Annotated in this window: 17 protein-coding genes; all 17 read left to right on the forward strand. The window is 51.2% G+C overall.

What is annotated here, in order from left to right:
• The first annotated feature begins 177 nt into the window (after window positions 1–177).
• Window positions 178–636, forward strand: a complete 459-nt coding sequence (locus BN161_RS23325; protein ID WP_044270752.1) for a phage tail protein — start codon at window positions 178–180, stop codon at window positions 634–636.
• A gap of 15 nt (window positions 637–651) precedes the next feature.
• Window positions 652–1137 (forward strand): phage tail protein, encoded by a 486-nt coding sequence (locus BN161_RS23330; protein ID WP_044270754.1) that lies wholly within the window; start codon window positions 652–654, stop codon window positions 1135–1137.
• Between the two features lie 9 nt (window positions 1138–1146).
• The gene (locus BN161_RS23335) at window positions 1147–1332 is read left to right on the forward strand and encodes a hypothetical protein (RefSeq protein WP_044270818.1); all 186 of its coding nucleotides are present in this window, start codon (window positions 1147–1149) and stop codon (window positions 1330–1332) included.
• Window positions 1333–1344: 12 nt separating this feature from the next.
• Window positions 1345–2007 (forward strand): LysM peptidoglycan-binding domain-containing protein, encoded by a 663-nt coding sequence (locus BN161_RS23340; protein ID WP_044270819.1) that lies wholly within the window; start codon window positions 1345–1347, stop codon window positions 2005–2007.
• A gap of 4 nt (window positions 2008–2011) precedes the next feature.
• Window positions 2012–3787, forward strand: a complete 1776-nt coding sequence (gene vgrG, locus BN161_RS23345; protein ID WP_044270820.1) for a type VI secretion system tip protein VgrG — start codon at window positions 2012–2014, stop codon at window positions 3785–3787.
• Between the two features lie 73 nt (window positions 3788–3860).
• On the forward strand, window positions 3861–4163 hold the full coding sequence (locus BN161_RS23350; RefSeq protein ID WP_044270821.1) for a PAAR domain-containing protein: 303 nt from the start codon (window positions 3861–3863) through the stop codon (window positions 4161–4163).
• A gap of 5 nt (window positions 4164–4168) precedes the next feature.
• Complete coding sequence (locus tag BN161_RS23355) at window positions 4169–4588, forward strand: GPW/gp25 family protein (RefSeq protein WP_044270822.1); 420 nt, start codon at window positions 4169–4171, stop codon at window positions 4586–4588.
• A 406-nt stretch (window positions 4589–4994) separates the two neighbouring features.
• Window positions 4995–5474: a hypothetical protein gene (locus BN161_RS23365; protein WP_044270825.1), complete on the forward strand. Its 480-nt coding sequence runs from the start codon at window positions 4995–4997 to the stop codon at window positions 5472–5474.
• Between the two features lie 20 nt (window positions 5475–5494).
• A complete protein-coding gene (locus tag BN161_RS23370; protein ID WP_044270826.1) occupies window positions 5495–6115 on the forward strand; it encodes a hypothetical protein in 621 nt (206 codons plus the stop codon).
• Between the two features lie 292 nt (window positions 6116–6407).
• Window positions 6408–7001 (forward strand): DUF1016 N-terminal domain-containing protein, encoded by a 594-nt coding sequence (locus BN161_RS23375; RefSeq protein WP_316931142.1) that lies wholly within the window; start codon window positions 6408–6410, stop codon window positions 6999–7001.
• Complete coding sequence (locus BN161_RS30955; RefSeq protein ID WP_316931143.1) at window positions 6979–7107, forward strand: PDDEXK nuclease domain-containing protein; 129 nt, start codon at window positions 6979–6981, stop codon at window positions 7105–7107. Before BN161_RS23375 ends, BN161_RS30955 begins: the two co-directional genes overlap by 23 nt.
• Window positions 7108–7290, forward strand: coding sequence for a hypothetical protein (locus tag BN161_RS30960; RefSeq protein ID WP_316931144.1), 183 nt, complete (start codon window positions 7108–7110; stop codon window positions 7288–7290).
• A gap of 143 nt (window positions 7291–7433) precedes the next feature.
• The gene (locus tag BN161_RS23380; RefSeq protein ID WP_052356405.1) at window positions 7434–10637 is read left to right on the forward strand and encodes a baseplate J/gp47 family protein; all 3204 of its coding nucleotides are present in this window, start codon (window positions 7434–7436) and stop codon (window positions 10635–10637) included.
• Window positions 10638–10641: 4 nt separating this feature from the next.
• Entirely contained in the window at window positions 10642–11382 is a 741-nt protein-coding gene (locus tag BN161_RS23385; protein WP_044270829.1) for a hypothetical protein, read from the forward strand.
• A gap of 18 nt (window positions 11383–11400) precedes the next feature.
• Window positions 11401–13707 carry a hypothetical protein gene (locus tag BN161_RS23390; RefSeq protein WP_044270831.1) on the forward strand — a complete coding sequence of 769 codons (2307 nt, stop codon included), beginning with the start codon at window positions 11401–11403 and terminating at the stop codon, window positions 13705–13707.
• 22 nt (window positions 13708–13729) lie between these two features.
• The gene (locus tag BN161_RS30710) at window positions 13730–17083 is read left to right on the forward strand and encodes a contractile injection system tape measure protein (protein WP_244436604.1); all 3354 of its coding nucleotides are present in this window, start codon (window positions 13730–13732) and stop codon (window positions 17081–17083) included.
• A 31-nt stretch (window positions 17084–17114) separates the two neighbouring features.
• Window positions 17115–17663 (forward strand): eCIS core domain-containing protein, encoded by a 549-nt coding sequence (locus BN161_RS23400; protein WP_081743779.1) that lies wholly within the window; start codon window positions 17115–17117, stop codon window positions 17661–17663.
• Window positions 17664–17670: the final 7 nt, after the last annotated feature.

The raw sequence follows: 17670 nt of genomic DNA on the forward strand, positions 1-17670 counted from the left end.
TGTAGGACTGGGCGACACCATGACGGGTGAGGATATACTGGAAGGTATCATGCGTATCACGGTGCTGGTGGCTATCAGCCGTCCGGCAGAATTCATTGAAATCACGTTCCAGCAGCAGATGCAGAAGAGCTGAGTTTAATCAAAATAGAAAAATAAACCATTTAAAATTTTAATATTATGGCAGACAATGGAGCAACTCAGAGTGAAAGCACTCAGGCATGGCCGTTACCGAGTTTTTATTTTCAAGTATCAATCGGAGGTGACAATATGTCCTTCAGTGAAGTATCAGGTCTTGAATCTGAATTTGAAGAAATAACCTATCGTGCCGGAGACAGTCCTATCTTCACCAAAATGAAAATGCCGGGACTGAGAAAAGCCGGTGATGTGACTTTGAAGAAAGGCATATTCAAAGGAGATAAAAAATTGTGGGAATGGCTGAACAGCGTGAAATTGAATACCATCGAACGCAAGGTTATTACCATCAGTTTGTTGGATGAAAGTAACAGTCCGGTGACAACCTGGGAAGTGGTGAACGCATGGCCGAAGAAAATTACTGTCGAGGGGTTCAAAGCGGATGGAAATACAGCAGCTATTGAAACCTTGGTATTGGCGCATGAAGGAGTAAATGTGAAATAAGAAAAGGCTTGAGGTATGGCTGGCAATACGACATCCGAATGGAATCCGCCTGTTGAGTTCTACTTTTTGGTAGACTTTCAAACCATGAATGGTCGGAAATTCAAGGCTTCATTTCTCGAGATTAATGGCTTGGGATGGAATTTCTCTACAGAACAGAAAACGACAGATTCCAATGAGAAATTGCAGATGCCAACAGGACTGTCTTGTCCCAACCTCACTTTAAAACGACTTTTGCGACCATTAGATGAGGATTTTTCCACGTGGCTTAATACCTGTTCAAAGATGATATTTCTTTCTGGAGGAAAAGGTGGTATAGCCAAAAACAAGGCATGCGATGTCGTTATAAAACTATTGGATAAAAATGGTCAACCATTGGCGGCATGGTCATGCAACCATGCTTATCCTATAAAGTATAGTATTAGCGGGTTTGATGCGGGTCGCAGTGGACTGGTCACAGAAACAATAGAGTTGGTTTATAACCGATTGGAAAGAGTCAAATAGACACGCCTTATGCCAATAGTCATCAAAGAAATGCGCATCCGCACCGTGGTAGAGAAACGAATCGTCACGGAGACGGAAGTATCGGACGAAATCGTCCGGAAGATAGAAAGCCGCGTGCTGGACAGGCTGTCCGAGGAGAACATCGCCGGACAGCCTGCCGGACGGCGGCAAACAAAGAGAAGAAACGAAAGATAAGACGGAAACGATATGGGAAAGATGAAGATAACGGCCTATACGGACGACAGTTTCAACAGCGTGTACAAGCCCGCTCTGGAGCTGCCCGTCAACCCTGAGAAGGTGAAGCTCGGCAAGGGCATCCGCTATGCGGAGGACAAGCAGCTGGGCAGCCTGAACGGGTCCAACGTCTATGTGCGTTATCAGCCTGAAACGCTTCATTTCGAGTGCCTGCTCGACATGACCAACGCCATGGAGGACGACGACGAGAAGAAGCCCGTACACGACACGGTGGACGAGATTGAGGCGAGGCTCTACGACTATAACACCGAGGGACACCGCCCGTCGTTCGTCAAAGTGGAATATGGCGACATCACCTTCTTCGGGCAGCTCAAGGCACTGGAAACGGAGTACACCCTGTTTGATATGGACGGAATGCCGCTGCGTGCCGAGCTGAAAGTGACACTGACAGGCTATTGCAGCCAGAAAGAAGAGAAGAAACACTTCTCCAAACGCTCGCCGGACGTGTCGCGGCTCGTCACACTGAAAGAGGGGCAGACACTTGCCGCACTCTGTTATGAAATATACGGCGATGCGCTCCTTGTGGGGCAGGTCGCAAGATTTAACAATTTGAACGGCTACAGAAACATACCCGCAGGAACGGAACTTCTGATGCCGATGCTGAAAAAAGAATAAGACAATGGCAGATTCGCCTTCCATATATAAAGACCGGGTATTGTCTTGCTCCGTTTATTGCAACGGCAGCAAGCTACCAGACACCTTCTCATTGGTGTCCGCCAAGGTGCGGCTCGAACTGAACCGCATTGGCAAGGCCACATTGAAGTTCAATGCGGGGAACATGGACAAACAGACCTTTGACGAGAGCGATGACACGTTGTTCAAGCCGGGCAACAGCATCCGTCTGGATGCCGGAGGCATTGACAAGCAGGAAACGCTGTTCGAGGGCAGTATCATCGGGCTGCGCATCCTCACCGGCAAGGACCTGCGTTCCTACATGGTGGTGGAATGCCGTGACAACGCCTATCCCGCCACGCAGGGACGCAAGAACCGAATCTTCGAGAAGAAGAAGGACGACGACATCATCAAGGAAGTATTGTCAGGTTATGGCAGTGTGGACGTGGATGCCACGCCTTACCAGCACCCCACATTGGTGCAGTACTATTGCTCCGACTGGGACTTTGCCCTCTCTCGCACCGATGCCAACGGGCTGCTGGTGTTCACCGACGGCAGCAAGATAAAGGTGAAGAAGCCCGACGTAAGTGCCTCACCTGTGCTGACGGTGACATTCGGCACGGACATCACCGCCTTCGACCTCGAACTCTCGTCGGACGACCAGTTCACGCAATACGAAGCCGTGTCATGGAGTCCCAAGGAGCAGAAGGCCGTAAAGGTCACCGCCTCCGCCCCCACACTGAACAAGCAGGGCGACCTGCAGCCCAAGAACCTCGCCTCCGGCGACAGCCTGCTGCTACAGACCGATGCCCCCACGGACGAAAAAGCCCTGAAACAATGGGCGGACGGCATGGCGCTGAAAGCCGGACTGGCACGCTATCAAGGCTCCGTCAGCTTCTACGGCTCGGCAAGAGTGAAGCCAGGCTGCATCATCGAGCTGAAAGGACTGGGCAAGCGGTTCAACGGCAACCTGTTCGTAGGCTCGGTGACGCATAGCCTGTCGGAAAACGAGTGGATCACCGAAGCCGGCGCAGGCATTTCCCCTCAAAGCATCACTGACGAACCCGATGTGACTTCCCCTTCCGCCTCCGGCTTTCTGCCCGGCCTGCAGGGACTCCATGCGGCAGTGGTGAAGAAACTGGACGGCGACCCGCTGAAAGAGCAGCGAATACAGGTGGAACTGCCGTGGATGGACAGCAAGAGCAGACTGCTTTGGGCACGCCTCTCCACCATGTACGCCACCGGCGGCATGGGTTCGTTCTTCCTGCCCGAACCGGGCGATGAAGTATTGGTGGGCTTCATGAACCAGGACCCTGCCCACCCGGTAATTCTCGGCTCACTCTATGGCGAGAAGCACAAGCCGCCCTACGAATACGAAGCGAAGAACAACAAGAAAGCCCTCGTCACCCGCGAAAAGATGCGTATCGAGTTCGACGAGGAAAAGAAGATAATCACGGTGGCCACCCCCGGAAAGAACACGGTGGAACTGAGCGACGACGGCAAGCACATCAAGCTGACCGACCCGAACAAGAACGAAATCACGATGGACAAGGACGGCATCACGCTCTCGTCCGCCAAAGATATCACGCTGAAAGCCAAAGGAAACATCAAGCTGGATGCCACCATGAAACTCAGCGGCACCGCCAAGCAGGACGTCAGTCTGGAAGGGCTGAACGTGAAAGTGCAGGCGAAAGTAGGCGCAACGGTCAAGGGCAACGCCACAGCGGAACTCTCGGCAAGCGGCCAGACCACCGTAAAGGGTGCAATGGTCATGATTAACTAATTGACAATTGATAATGGACAATTGACAATGAAGAGCAACGAACTTTTAATTTTTAATTTTTAATTTAAGAATTATGCCTCCAGCAGCAAGAATAACCGATATGCACACCTGCCCCATGCAGACCCCGGCGTTTCCCTCGCCGATACCCCATGTGGGCGGCCCGATAACCGGACCGTGTGTGCCGAATGTATTGATAGGGAAACAACCGGCAGCCGTCGTAGGCGACATGTGCGTCTGCGTCGGTCCGCCGGATAGCATCATAAAAGGCTCGTCCACCGTAATGATAGGTGGCAGGCCGGCAGCCCGTATGGGCGACAGCACCGCGCATGGCGGGACAATAGTGGCGGGATGCCCCACGGTAATGATAGGAGGATAAACGATATGAGCGAAAAGAATACTTTCATGGACAACAACGCCTTCCTGGGCAGGGGCTGGAACTTTCCGCCCACCCTTACGGAAGACGGAGTGGCGATGGCGGCCTACGAGGAGGACATCGAGCAAAGCCTGCACGTGCTGTTCAGCACCTCGCCCGGTGAACGGGTGAACCGTTTCGACTATGGCTGCCCCCTGCGCCGCTACGCCTTTGAGCCGATGGATACGGGAACAGTGGTGAGGATGCGCAACGACATTGCGCGTGCGGTGACGCTCTTCGAGCCGCGCATCACGCTGGAGGACGTTTCCTTTGAGGAACACGCGGAGGAAGGCTTGCTGCTGATAAAGCTGACATATACCATTGTCCGCACCAACAACCGCAACAACATGGTCTATCCGTTTTACTTGAACGAAGGAACAAATGTATAATAATATTAATACTTAAAATATTACGTCTATGCCATTCTGGAAAAAGTCTTATCAGCAGACAGAAGCAAGGAGGGGACTATCTCCAAGCCATCGTATAGGGCAAACCTTTGGAAACGGAAATCATCGCCCGAGACCTGTCGAAGATTTCCACCGTATCAAGCTCCGATGTTCAAGCCGTCTTGGACGACATCTCCGGTGTGATGCACAGCCATATGGCGCAAGGCAGAGCGACAATCTGGAGTGGATAGAGCTATTATCAGAAGCGAAGGACGACAACTCAGCGCAGGATGAGGAAGATGACCAAAGCGAGCATCCGCTGGTGTAAAATTACATTAGAGGTGGTCGTCCCGCGAGCGTGGTGGTCGTTTTTCAGGGAAAAAAGAATAAGAAATAACTTAAAAATAAGATGGATATGTACGCAATAAGACAAAATAAAGTATTTCCATATAGGGTGATAGAAAAAAAAATTGTAAAGCAAACATTAACAGGTAATAATTTCAATAAAATAACGACTTGTTTGAGTGGTAATAAAAATGTAACAATGTTTAATAAGAAGAATACTTTATTACTAAAAAATTGCAGCAATACTTCCTCGCATTTGATCCAAAGGAAGATTATTTTATTACATGCAAATCCAAGCGTTGTAGTCGAAAGAAATTTTCAAATATTATTAACGCTTATCAATCAATATAACAATGATGAAAGCAAAGTGTTCTTGTTGAAAAAAATCAAAACAGCAATGTCGAATTTTAGTAAACACAAATATTTTTATGATAATATGAATGAGCAAATTGATGCCGAAATGTACATGAAAAAAAATATGTTTATTTTAATCAATATGAATATAACCAAGTTGGAAGTGGAGCTTGCTATGGGTTATCTTTAGCTTGGCTAAGAAACATTTCTATGAGCGAATCATTTTTTCTTAATATAAATAGAGATATTTTTTTAAATGAAGGTATTTATTTACAATCAGAATATATAGTAAATAACAGTGGACGTGGACCGATATTTGAATATACAATTTCTAAAATAGTCGAACTGAATAAGACATTGGACACTACAAAAAAAGGAGATAAGGCTACCCCCGTCAAATCTAGACTAAGTAATAATGATCTATACGAGAAACAACTTCTTTATAATGCACGCTTATATAAGCAAATGGATATGTTTAATAATAAAAATAGTAACTTGAGAAGGAAAGGGGGAAGTGAATTAAATGATTTGAATGTAAATAATCCAAAAGAAACTCTTAATAATATAGAAACAATGTTGGGTAATATACGCGGATTTAATGTAAATTTATTAATAATCGTTTTGGAAGGTGTGGATGGAGGGCATGTAATTGCTGTAAAGATGTCAAAAAATAGCATAATCTATTTTGATCCAGATGTCGGACAGTATAGTTCTTCTGATCTTAAGGCTCTAATGACAGCAATAGAATATATAAATTCTCTATTAAAATTGCATTTTATTAGTTTTGAATTTTTTACTATCGATCCGTCCGTCAAGGCGGATATGCCATAGTATAAGGATTTGTAATCTGCAATATCTTAATCCATATTATTTATCGGATTGAAAATCTTAACACTCGATACAATCGGATTACGAATCCGATAGAATGAATTAACTGGAAAAAGAACGCTCTTTGACATATTGGGAAAAAGGAATAATGGTAAGATAAAACAATAACTATGTGAATGATTATTTGGCGAAAAAGGCCAATAGCCGTATCTTTACACCGACAGAACCCACCGCGCTTCTTGCTTTGTATAGCGTACCAAGGTGGCATAGATTTGCAAAATTTAGACAGAGAATAATGGCTGATAAAAACAATATCATATCAAACGGTTTCGTCAATGATGTCAGATCCATCATAGAACGTGGCAGGCAGCAGGCATACGCAGCAGCAGGACAAGTAGCTATCATGACTTACTGGAATGTAGGACGGCGTATTGTGGAAGAGGAACAACATGGAGAGGCGCGGGCTGCATACGGTACACAACTTATCAAGAACTTGTCAGCAGAATTGATACCTGCCTATGGTAACAATTACGGTAAACGCAACTTGGACTACTACCGGAAGTTTTATCTTTCTTTCCCGGATGTAGAGATTGTGAACACGCGTGTTCACAATCTGAACTGGTCGCACATCCGTCGTTTGCTGTCAGTGAGCAGTCCGCAGGCCCGCCTTTGGTATCTGGAAACTGCGGACAGGGATATGTGGAGCGTGCGTGCGTTTGACCGAAACATTTCGACGCAATATTACGAGCGACGGGTAGCTGCCGCCCGTGAAAACCCGTCCAATCTGCCAAAACCGGTAGACGAGAAAGATCCTATGGAATACATCAAGAATCCTACGCTGGCTGAGTTTATGGGATTCAGGCGAGATGAAAAGGTTCGTTATTTTTGAGTTGAAGACCAGAAGGCTGTTGCATCAGGATATTGGTCAGTTGGATATGTATGTACGTATGTACGATGACCTTATAAAGGGCAACGATGATTTACCCACCATCTGAGTGCTGCTTTGTACGGATACCGATAGCACCATTGCCCGATACTCTGTACTTCATAACAGCGAACAACTCTTTGCCGCCAAATACATGACTTATATGCCGACGGAAGAAGAGTTGCGCCGGGAAATAGAGCAACAAAAACGTTTTTTCTTGGAACAGTATGAAAAGACGGACGGTGAAAGTTAACCGGAGCTAACTACAAGTCTTGCTTCATCCCCATTATTCCGCCTTGTCCCGTAACAACAAAACGTTACGGAGCAAGGCGGTTTCTTTTTCCCAAGAATTGAAGAATACTGAAAATATTAAGATATAAAAACAATATAATAACAATGGTAACGAACAACAGACAAAGCGGCACGCTCCGCACCGACCACGAAACAGACCATGCCCGGCTGGATGACTTTCCGGCACTGGAAAGCGACTGGCAGGAAGTGCTGCACAGACTCATGTCCGTGGGCAGTGACATCCGTTACTGCCAGGACAACAAGAATGGCACGCTCGGAGAACTGTTTAAAAATCATGTACTGACCGTGCTGGTGGAGATTCTGCAAGAAGAAGTCCCTGCCTCTACGTCCGGTCTGATGGAAAAGCTGGATGGCTGGATGGCCCGTCTGGAAGACTATGGCAACCGGAACTGGAAGGCTGGAAACGATAAAAGCCCTTCCGGCGAGACCGCCCGTCTGATAAAGGAACGGCTGGAAAAGTCCCTGATACCGATAGAGGAGGAAACGGAGCAGCAGGCCTATTACCGGATGTTCCATGCCATTGGCCACGTGCAGGAAAATGCCGCCTACTACTTGGAACAGATAGAGAACAGCGGCGACATGGACGGAGCACTGGCACTGCTGCTGGTGTACGTGAAAAACTACTGCCGCATGGCGAAGGACTTCAACAAGCGGCTTTCCACCCTGCCGGAGCTTTACCGCAACGAGGTGCTGCAAGTCCGCCCTGCCGGAACGGTGCAGGACAGCGTGTACGTGGTGGTCACTCCGAAAGAAGGTGCGGCCGGTTTTACGCTGCCCGCCGGACAACCCTTTCCGGCAGGACAGAATGCCAACGGAGAGGACTTGCTCTATAAAACTGTCCGTCCGGAATATATCAGCCCCCTGCGCATGGACGAAGTGAACGCCGTATTCCTGAAAAGGGAAAACAACCGGGTGACCGGCCTTTGGAAACAACCCGTCGGCATGGCAGGAACACTATCAGCGGACACTCTTTTCTCCGACAAGAAAAGCTGCAACCCGCAACCCGGCTGGATGGTGGAATCCCCCATGCTGCTACTGGGCGAGGGGGAACGGAAAGTAAGCATCGCCTTCCGGATAACCGGTACCGGCACAGACCTTCTGCCTCCGGACGAACAGCCGCTGCGTTCCTTCTCCCTGCTGCTGAGTGAGGAGAAAGGCTGGACGGCACCGCCACGCTGCAACTGCCGCACCGTCACGTCGGGCGGCAACCGGTGGCTGAGCTTCGAGTTTACCCTGAACCGGGAAGGAGTTGTCCCTGTTCCCTGCACGGAAGAGACACACGGCACGACAACCGCCTGCCCGGCCGTCCGCATACAGGCCTCCAATGAGCCGTGTCCCTACGACCGGGCATCGCAAATACGCTTTGACGCCCTGCGGATACGCACGGAGGTGAGCGGCATACAGAACTTCACCTTCTACAACGAGCTGGGCGAGGTGGACACCACACAGCCTTTCTACCCCTTCGGGCCGCAGGCGGAAAAGGGAGCCTGGTTCCTGTTCGGCAACGAGGAGATGGGGCACAAGCCGCTGGAAGAAGTACGGCTGAAAGGCCGCTGGAAGAAGCTGCCCGAAACGGAGGCGGAGTTCGACCGGCAATACAGGGACTATGGCGGCATCGGCGCAGCATCTTTCTTGATAAGCACCGAATGGCAGGAAGACAGCTGCTGGCACCTCTGCGGGGAAAGACAACACCTGTTTGTCCCCGACAACAGCGAGGACCGCTCGCTGCAACGTGCCGAACTGGTGTTTGACTTTCCTGCCGGGCCGCTTTCGGACAACAGCGGCGACACGCCGGAACCCTACGAGTACGACCGCGACCGTGACGGATTCTTCCGCGCCACCCTGCTGGAGCCTGCTGCCGGCTTCGGCACGGAGAAATACCGCACCCTGTTCACAGACACGATGATACACAACAGCCGCTGCAAGGAGAAAAAGCGCAGGGAACTGCCGCCTGTTCCCGTGGTGCCCATGCTGGCGGATGCGGAACTGTCCTATATCGCCTGTGAGGAAACCGCACTCTGCCGGATGGATGGTTCCTCCATCCTTCTGACGCGCATCACCTCCCTGTCCGGAGATGACACATGCCCTGCCGGCAACGAAATGGAGGAACCGTTCATCGAACCCCTTCCGGCAGACCATACGCTTTGCTTCGGCTTCCTGCACGCCAGTGGGGAACAGACGGTGCGGATGTATGCCGACCTGGTGCTGCCGCAGGAAAAGATACCTTTCTATAACCCACAGCCCGGCACGGGCGTGAAGCTGAACTGGGAATACCGGCAAGGGAACGGTTGGAAGCCTCTGCCGGTCACCTCGCTCATCACTGATGAAACCCGCGGACTGACGCAGAGCGGATTCATCGAAATCAGATGGCCGGAGAAGATTACCGCCGCTCATCTGGACAAGCGTGGCAGAGCGTGGCTGCGCGCCTCCGTCATAGGGGACGTCAGCTCCTGTCTGGCCGTGCGCGGCATACTGACAAACCGCCTCCTGCTGACCGCCGTGAACGGTGACGGCACGCCGCTGCCTGCCGGAACCATACAGGCAACGGCCGAACCGGACGAAAGGATAGAAACCGTCGCGCAGCCGTTGCCCGGATTCGGGGGCTGCCACGCGGCTGCGGAAGGACAAACCGCCGTGCGGCAGACCGCACGCATGGGCAACCGCCACCGGGCGGTTACGGCAAGGGATTACGAGAGCCTGGTGCTGGAGCAATTCCCCGAAGTGGAAAAAGCGCAGTGCCTCACCGTGCTCCGGGAGGGACAGCCTGCGGAAGTCTGTCTGGTGGTGTTCAGCCGCGCGGAGGATAACCGCTATTACCTTTCCCCGTCCTGGAAACTGGCGGAGATACAGAAGAGGATAGCGCAGTATGCGCCGCCTGTAGTTTCCCTGCGTGTGTGCAATCCCGTTTACGAACCGGTCAGCATCCGTTGCAAGGCCGTACTGTGGCCCACGGCGGAGGACGAAGGCAAGGTACTGCGCCAGCTCATCGTGCTGGCACAGAACTACATCGCCCCCTGGTACAGACAGGGCACGCTGCCCGGACTCAGACAGCGGTTTTCCTACAAGGAACTGCATGCCCGCCTGGCAAACCATGAGGACCTGATGAAACTGGCACTTCTGGAAGTGGACGGGAAAAGCCTGCCGGACACCGGCATAAAAACCGGGGACCTGATTATAAAGGGCAGCCGTGCCTGGAACGTGCTGCTTCCCCAAATCAAGATAGAACTCCTCTCTCCCAACGACGGGATAGACGGAGCCGAGATAGAAAACAACTTCATAATAGGATAAACTTATGAACCGAAATAACCGAAAAGACAGAGAAACACTGAAGGAATACTTCCGGAAGGGCAAGACTCCCACCGAGGAACAGTTTGCGGCACTGATAGACTCCATGCCCAACATCAGGGAGGAAGGGCATGTGGCGGACACCGGAAACGGCTGGAGCTTCTATCCCGTACAAGGCGGCAGCCTGAAAATCAATTTCTATACGGAAGAACCCGCCGATGGTGCGGAGTCTCCTGTATGGTCACTCTCCGTCACGCCCGAAAAGAACCTGCTGCTGAAGAATATGCAGGGAGATGCGGTACTGGATATGACGCAGGACAAGGCGTTTATACTGCACGGTTCCCTAACGGTGGAAAAAGAAATCACCGCGCCCGGCTACCTGCTGGAGGACGGCAGCTCCCTCACTCCCGGCGGCGGGGGGTACTTTACCCTTCCAGCCGACAAGCAGTGGCATGACCTCCCGTTGGAGGTGTCAAACGAAGGCTTCAACTGCCGCATGTACGACATCTACGCCTCTTTCCGCGAACGGAGCCTGGATCTTTGCGAACTGGTACGGGCCACCGCTATCTGGCAGAACGACATGGAGCAACGGATAGAATCGCCACAGAAGCACTGGTGGGGATGGTCGGGCTGCATCCGCCTGCGCTGGCAGGAGCGGAACGGCAAGCCCTGCCTGCAGATGCGGAGTAAGAAACAGCTTCCTTCCGGCCGAATACACTGCCGGATGGTGGAACTGTATAACGGTTAATGCAAAGGAGGAAGAAACATGGATAACAATACTCACTCTTATATCGAACGTCCGACAGACGGCGAACCCTTGTACCAACGGTTGCAACGCGAAACGCTGGAAGAACTCCAACGCCTGTCGGGGAAGGTGTGGACGGACTTCAATGCCCACGATCCGGGCGTGACACTGGCCGACATAGCCAATTATGTACTGGGGGAAACGGCTTATAAATTCAGTTTCCCGAATCTGCCGGATTATCTGGTGCAGGGCAACGGCAAGCTCGACCCGGAAGCCTTCGGCCTTTTCTCACCCGACAAGGTCTATACCACCGGTCCCGTCACCACGGAGGATTACCGGAAACTGTTCTTCTCTTATATCCCGGAACTGGAGAACGTGTGGGTGGACTGCCGGGCGGACACCGGCGGCTATACCGTCAGCCTGGTTCTGTCTCCTTTCGAGGAGGACCGGGAGAACCTGAGAAAACAGGCGGCGAAGGTCTATAACAGTCACCGCAACCTCTGCGAGTATCTGGAACAGGTGGTTGTCATACAGCCTGAAACGCTCACATTTCAGGCGGAGTTTGAGACAGAGGCGGGCGAAGACGCCACGGAGGTGCTGGCAAGGGTGTACTGGAAGATACTGCATTACCTGTCCGGCGGTGTGCGTATCCAGCCTCCGGTAGATTTCCTGACCTCCGGACTGTCACCTGAAGAGTGGCTGGAGGGTTCGGAAAACGCTGTCCGGGTAGTGATTCCGCAACAACAGAATACCGAATACGAACTGTACAAGGAACTGCGGAAAGTGAAAGGGATCAAATCATTCGGCACCTGCTATCTGATGAAGGACGGAAAACCGCAGACCGATCTGTCGGGAGGCTTCAGTCTTTTTATTCCCAAGAAAAAAAAGGACTTGGCTGTGCGCATCCGTTGCGGCCGGTCCGAACCGGATGTGGATATGAAGCTGTTTGTGGAACGTTTGAAAAAGCTTTATTATACCAAAGGTCGTAGCAGGGCGAAAATAATCGGCGGACAAGAATTCCGGTGGAACCGGGCGGAAGGAGTCTGCCGGAATATCTACCGCCATTGTCCCGTTGCCGACGAGTTTCCCGACTGCTACCGCCTCCCGTCCGGCAAACAGCTCCCTTCCGCCTTCGAGGCTTACCTGAAACTGTATGACCTGACCGTGGAACGAGGACTGAAAGAAGTGAAGGAGTTGAAGCGGCTGCTGTCCGTTGACGCCGGGAACGCCCTTTGCTCCGGGATGGACGTATGGGAACCGGACATGCTGCCGCCCGGAAGCCTGCAATACCGGAGCCGTAACATCTGTTCGCTGAAAAGCCGCTATCTGGATTTCCTTGACAATCTTTACGGCATGGAGAGCCAGTCCGTATGGATGAATGAGTTCGGCAACTACGGTGAGACGCAGGAGGAAATCCTGCTCCGCCGCATGGAATTCCTGAAACAGGCGCCCGTTCTGACAAAGAACCGTGCGCACGCAAGGAATATAAGGGAGATGGACGACAAGGAGAATATTCCTACGGCAAAAGCATGGTTCTGCCGTCTGCTGGGCATCAACCGGGATGAAGACCGGACGGTAGGCAATATCCTGCCGGGGCACAACCTGATTCTGATGGGAACGGATGAACAGGAAAAGACGGACCGTGACCGGCTGAACGCCATGCTTGTCAATGAACGGATGCTCGACAAGAGCTATACGGAGGATATCACGCCCGTTATCCTGCCGGAAGACGAGAAGGGAAAATTGGAACAATACAGCCGTCTGCGCAGGGAGCTGCCCGTGTTCAACCATAACTTTATTAACGCAGGTCTGTTCCGCGGAGGCATCCGCCCGGACAATTACAAGATAGTACAGGCCGGAACGAATGAGTTCATGCTGGTGTTCCGCAACCGGGAAGAGGACTGTCTGATGAATCTGGGACGTACCGACGACAAGGAGGAACTGAACCTGATGGCCAATATCCTGCGCCGGTACCTGATGGAGCTGAACCACGTATGCGAGACGCTCTATATCATCGAGCCGGTACTGTCCGACCCGTCACGTCCGTTCACGCTCTTACTCGTGCTGCCTTCATGGACGGCGCGTTTCAAATCGTCCCGTTTCCGTGAGGTGTGCAGGGAACTGCTGCGCTCGCTGCTGCCCGCCCATCTGACGGGCACGCTGTACTGGCTGGACGTTTCTCCCATGCAGGATTTTGAGGATGCCTACCGCCTGTGGAGGCAGGCTTTGGCAGACAACGACACTGAAGCCGGAATGGAAATGCTGGAATGCATGGAGAAAGCTTTGGGCAGGGCAGAAAAGCAGGAATCTTTGGATGATCAGGATTGACCACATATCATTCGGGTTCACCATGACTGATGAACAGTTCGCACACACTCTGTATGCGGACTGGGACAACTTTTGCCGTACCTGTCTTGAAAACGTGGTGGAAGAATGCCTGTCCGCGTATGAGGAAGACAAGGTGCTGCATGAAATAGAACTGCCGGACCTGAACCTGGGCGGTATTCCGCAGGAGGATTTCTACAGCGAATTTCCCCAACGCCTCAAAGGGGAACTGCTGAAAGCACTGTCATTGTCCGGCACACATATCGGAAACCGGACGGAAAGAGGGGAATACTCCCGGCTGGAAAATCTGCTGTTCTATCTGGAGCACGGCTTTTGCCGGACAGAATGGAGCAAGGAGGACTACAGCCTGAGTGAAGAACTGGAATGGCTGGCGCAACAGCCGGCACACTACACGGACCGGCTGTTGCGCCTCTGTGCCGGCAAGGAATATGCCTTGCGCCGCCTGCTATGGCAGACGGAGGATGCGGATGCGTTGCTCCGGCTCTACACTTGCTTTCTGGCAACCCGCACATCCGGCCTGTATGAAAAACGACGCTGGCTGGGAATGGTCATGGAGATTAGTCCGGAACTTGCCGTGCGTTTTGTCCATGAAGCGAAGAGTGAGGAAGAATTGGCAGTAATGGCTGAACTGCTTGACACAACGACTGTCCGCAGAATGATAGAAACAGAGACGGAAGAGCATGCCGAGGTGGATATACCTCCCTACTGGCATTACTTGTACGAATGGCTCATCAGATATTATCCCTTCAACGGACTTTCCATATTCGGCGGCAAGAGCCAGTTTACACTGCACCTGCACAAGAGGCTGCTCGCTTTTATCCGAAAAAGGGATGCCGCCGTTTATCTCTCCAAAGCGGAACTGACCATCGGGTTCCTGCTGGAAGTGTTCGGTCACGCTTATTATGTGGAGGTGTTGAATGCCATTTATGATCTGCAGCCCCATAATGTGGATGGTTCTCCCGTGTATGACAGTTATTTTAACAGAGAACTGTATCGTACATTCCTGCAACTGTCACTGTTGAAAGGGCCTGACGGGGAAACGGCAGGAAATGAAGATGATGCGCGGCAACCGGACGGACAGATAATCACCGGATTTAATTCGAATGCTTTATCACATATCCGACAAGGGAAAGACAACATTATCAGCCAACTTCAAGCTGTTCTGACAGACGGGGCTGCTCCCCAAGGAGTGAAATACAACGCCCTGCGCTTATTGGCGGCATATTATGCGGAGAATGATGCCACTATGATGCCGTCCTCACCCGGACAGGACTTTGAAGAATGGATACGGCAAGCGGACTGCCTCACGGAATTTATTCGGATATTGGTAGAACGCCACTGGAAGACCGGCAGAGGTCTGATTGAATGGCTGGATAATGTGGCTGTTTCCCGGCATATCCGGCAGACAGTGCTGCAAGGGATTGTTTGTGAACATCCCCGGCAATGGGTGCGCCTGCTCGGAGAGTTGCACGCACAGGAGGAAACGATTCTTCGTCTGGCGGAAAACTTGTCGGCAACGACCCTGTTGCGGGGAATGGCACAACTGGAATCCCGGCAGGCAATGGTATTGTCGCAAACGGTGGAATGGCTGCAACGCAAGCCGGAAAGCTGTTCGTTCCTGTCCGGTAGCGGTCAGCCTTTGTCAGTCAGCTTGTCACGGGCGTTGCTGCTCTATATGCAGGACAAAGATACACTGGGCGGCAGAACGATGACAACTGAAGAAACGCTACGGACGTTTTTTCAGTACCTGTACATGGTCTGTACCGGTAAAACCGCCACCTCGGAGCAGCCGGAGTTATCCGGTTTATTGAACATCGGGAAGACCGGAATCGGTGAAATTTCGGAAATTGGCAGGATTGAAGAACCGAATGAACCGGCCGGGACTGTAGGATCTTCCCCAATTGGCACATTACAGCCGGGGGCAGTATGGGCGGATAGACAGGGAAAAGCAATGGCCGCTGTTCTGGCCTGCAGGAATGCAAGCGATACGGCTATCCGCTACCGTATTTCTTCTTTGATGGAAGAACAACCGGAGGGACTGTTGGATTGGTTGAAAAGCTGTAATGACCTCTCCCGGGTGGAACGTCTTGCCGAAGTTTCAGACCAGCTCCTGCTTGAGCAATGGGTAGCTCTTCTCTCAAAAGCAACCGGTGTTGATTACTCCGGTATGTTCAGAAATCTGATGTGCTGGACAGCGCACTGGGCAGGAGGCAAATGGGGTATCCGGGAGATGGCCGGAATCTTGTTCTCATTGATAAGAGAACCGGACCGGCAAAAGCAGACTCCGGAACAGATGAAGGAATATTTCATGCTGCAATTGTCATCCGGAGACAACAGGATACGCCTGCTGATGGAACAACTTTCGGACAACAGCCTGCCGGATGCAACCCGGAAAAGACTGCTGCATGATTTTCTCCGTCTTTATCCGGGAGAACTGTCAGCCTATATATGGAAGTCCCTCACGCAAAACACCGGGTTGCCGGATAAATGGCCGGAATGGCTGGATATCAACGACTGGATAAGGCTGGCGGCAGACCGTTCGCTGTCACAAGCGGAACTTTTGCGACAGATTGTGAACTGCCTGGCAGGAAGCGACGGAATAACTGAATCGGACCTACGGACAGCTCTGGCACAGTTTTTCCTAAGAAAAAATACCGGAAAACATATCTGTCAGGATAAGAAAGAAACAATCAATTTATTAATTCTGTCACTTCCATCCCCCTGGGAGCAAAGTGACGGACAAAAACTAGCAATTGTAGAGAAAATAGAAAATGAACTGAGAATACCTATAATAGAAGATAACGAATGGGCAGAGAATGAGGTGGAGATCTCTACCTCTTTCCTGATTTCAAATGCAGGGTTATGCCTGCTTGCACCCTGGTTTCTCAAGTTATTTGAACTGTTGGGGTATTTGAATGAGGATAAAACGGATTTCAGGAATACGGAATTAAGGATACGTGCTGTGTTTCTGCTACAATATCTGGTCGGTTCGGAAGAGAAGGCATACAGGGAACCGGAGTTGGCATTCAACCGGATATTGCTGGCCCTGCCAATGCATATCCCGCTGCCTAAACAGCTTGAGTTGACAGAAAAAGAAAAAAATACGGCAGACAGTATGCTTGTCGGGATCAAGAGCCATTGCGGAAAAATGCAGGGAACCTCGGTAGAAGGTTTCCAACAATCTTTTCTCCAGCGCACCGGGCAGTTAGAGTTGCAGGAAAAAAAGTGGTTGCTTACTGTAACGGATAAGGCGTATGACATTATGCTCGATTATATTCCCTGGTCATTCCGTCAGATACGTTTTCCGTGGCTGAAGAAATATATACAGGTGCATTGGCATGAGAAACAGGAGTTTTAATCGGATTAATCAAATTTAAAAACAATAAGAGATGGAAGCAGAAAAAGTATATCAGGAAAAGACGGCACGCACCATCCAGCAAAAGCAGGACAGTAGCGGCGCATTGCAGTTTGTGGACAACCGCGGTATTAACGCCGCATTGCAGCGTATGAGTGAAGACGAGGAAGATGCCTTGCAAGGCAAGTTTGAACAGCCGTTGCAACGCGTAGAGGAAGATGAGGAGGAAGGAATGCAGATGAAGGCGGACAGCACGATGCAGCAGAAACCGAATGAAACCGGAATGCCTGACAATCTGAAGGCAGGTGTCGAGAGTCTGTCAGGCTTTGCAATGGATGATGTTCGGGTACATTATAACTCGGACAAACCGGCAACCGTACAGGCATTGGCCTACACGCAGGGAACGGATATCCATGTGGCTCCCGGTCAGGAACAACACCTGCCGCACGAAGCATGGCATGTGGTGCAACAGAAGGCCGGACGTGTGGAACCTACCACCGAAGTGGGCGGATTGCCGGTGAATGACAATGTCGCATTGGAACATGAGGCGGATGTGATGGGATCAAGAGCTAACAGTCTATAAATTGAAA

The organism is Bacteroides timonensis (genome assembly GCF_000513195.1).
Classification (GTDB): domain Bacteria; phylum Bacteroidota; class Bacteroidia; order Bacteroidales; family Bacteroidaceae; genus Bacteroides; species Bacteroides timonensis.

What these genes read in the sequence shown, in the direction of transcription:
- BN161_RS23325 (WP_044270752.1), top strand. Translation starts at nt 178, where the DNA reads ATGGCAGACAATGGAGCAACTCAGAGTGAAAGCACTCAGGCATGGCCG.
- BN161_RS23330 (WP_044270754.1), top strand. Translation starts at nt 652, where the DNA reads ATGGCTGGCAATACGACATCCGAATGGAATCCGCCTGTTGAGTTCTAC.
- BN161_RS23335 (WP_044270818.1), top strand. Translation starts at nt 1,147, where the DNA reads ATGCCAATAGTCATCAAAGAAATGCGCATCCGCACCGTGGTAGAGAAA.
- BN161_RS23340 (WP_044270819.1), top strand. Translation starts at nt 1,345, where the DNA reads ATGGGAAAGATGAAGATAACGGCCTATACGGACGACAGTTTCAACAGC.
- vgrG (WP_044270820.1), top strand. Translation starts at nt 2,012, where the DNA reads ATGGCAGATTCGCCTTCCATATATAAAGACCGGGTATTGTCTTGCTCC.
- BN161_RS23350 (WP_044270821.1), top strand. Translation starts at nt 3,861, where the DNA reads ATGCCTCCAGCAGCAAGAATAACCGATATGCACACCTGCCCCATGCAG.
- BN161_RS23355 (WP_044270822.1), top strand. Translation starts at nt 4,169, where the DNA reads ATGAGCGAAAAGAATACTTTCATGGACAACAACGCCTTCCTGGGCAGG.
- BN161_RS23365 (WP_044270825.1), top strand. Translation starts at nt 4,995, where the DNA reads ATGGATATGTACGCAATAAGACAAAATAAAGTATTTCCATATAGGGTG.
- BN161_RS23370 (WP_044270826.1), top strand. Translation starts at nt 5,495, where the DNA reads ATGAGCGAATCATTTTTTCTTAATATAAATAGAGATATTTTTTTAAAT.
- BN161_RS23375 (WP_316931142.1), top strand. Translation starts at nt 6,408, where the DNA reads ATGGCTGATAAAAACAATATCATATCAAACGGTTTCGTCAATGATGTC.
- BN161_RS30955 (WP_316931143.1), top strand. Translation starts at nt 6,979, where the DNA reads ATGAAAAGGTTCGTTATTTTTGAGTTGAAGACCAGAAGGCTGTTGCAT.
- BN161_RS23380 (WP_052356405.1), top strand. Translation starts at nt 7,434, where the DNA reads ATGGTAACGAACAACAGACAAAGCGGCACGCTCCGCACCGACCACGAA.
- BN161_RS23385 (WP_044270829.1), top strand. Translation starts at nt 10,642, where the DNA reads ATGAACCGAAATAACCGAAAAGACAGAGAAACACTGAAGGAATACTTC.
- BN161_RS23390 (WP_044270831.1), top strand. Translation starts at nt 11,401, where the DNA reads ATGGATAACAATACTCACTCTTATATCGAACGTCCGACAGACGGCGAA.
- BN161_RS30710 (WP_244436604.1), top strand. Translation starts at nt 13,730, where the DNA reads ATGACTGATGAACAGTTCGCACACACTCTGTATGCGGACTGGGACAAC.
- BN161_RS23400 (WP_081743779.1), top strand. Translation starts at nt 17,115, where the DNA reads ATGGAAGCAGAAAAAGTATATCAGGAAAAGACGGCACGCACCATCCAG.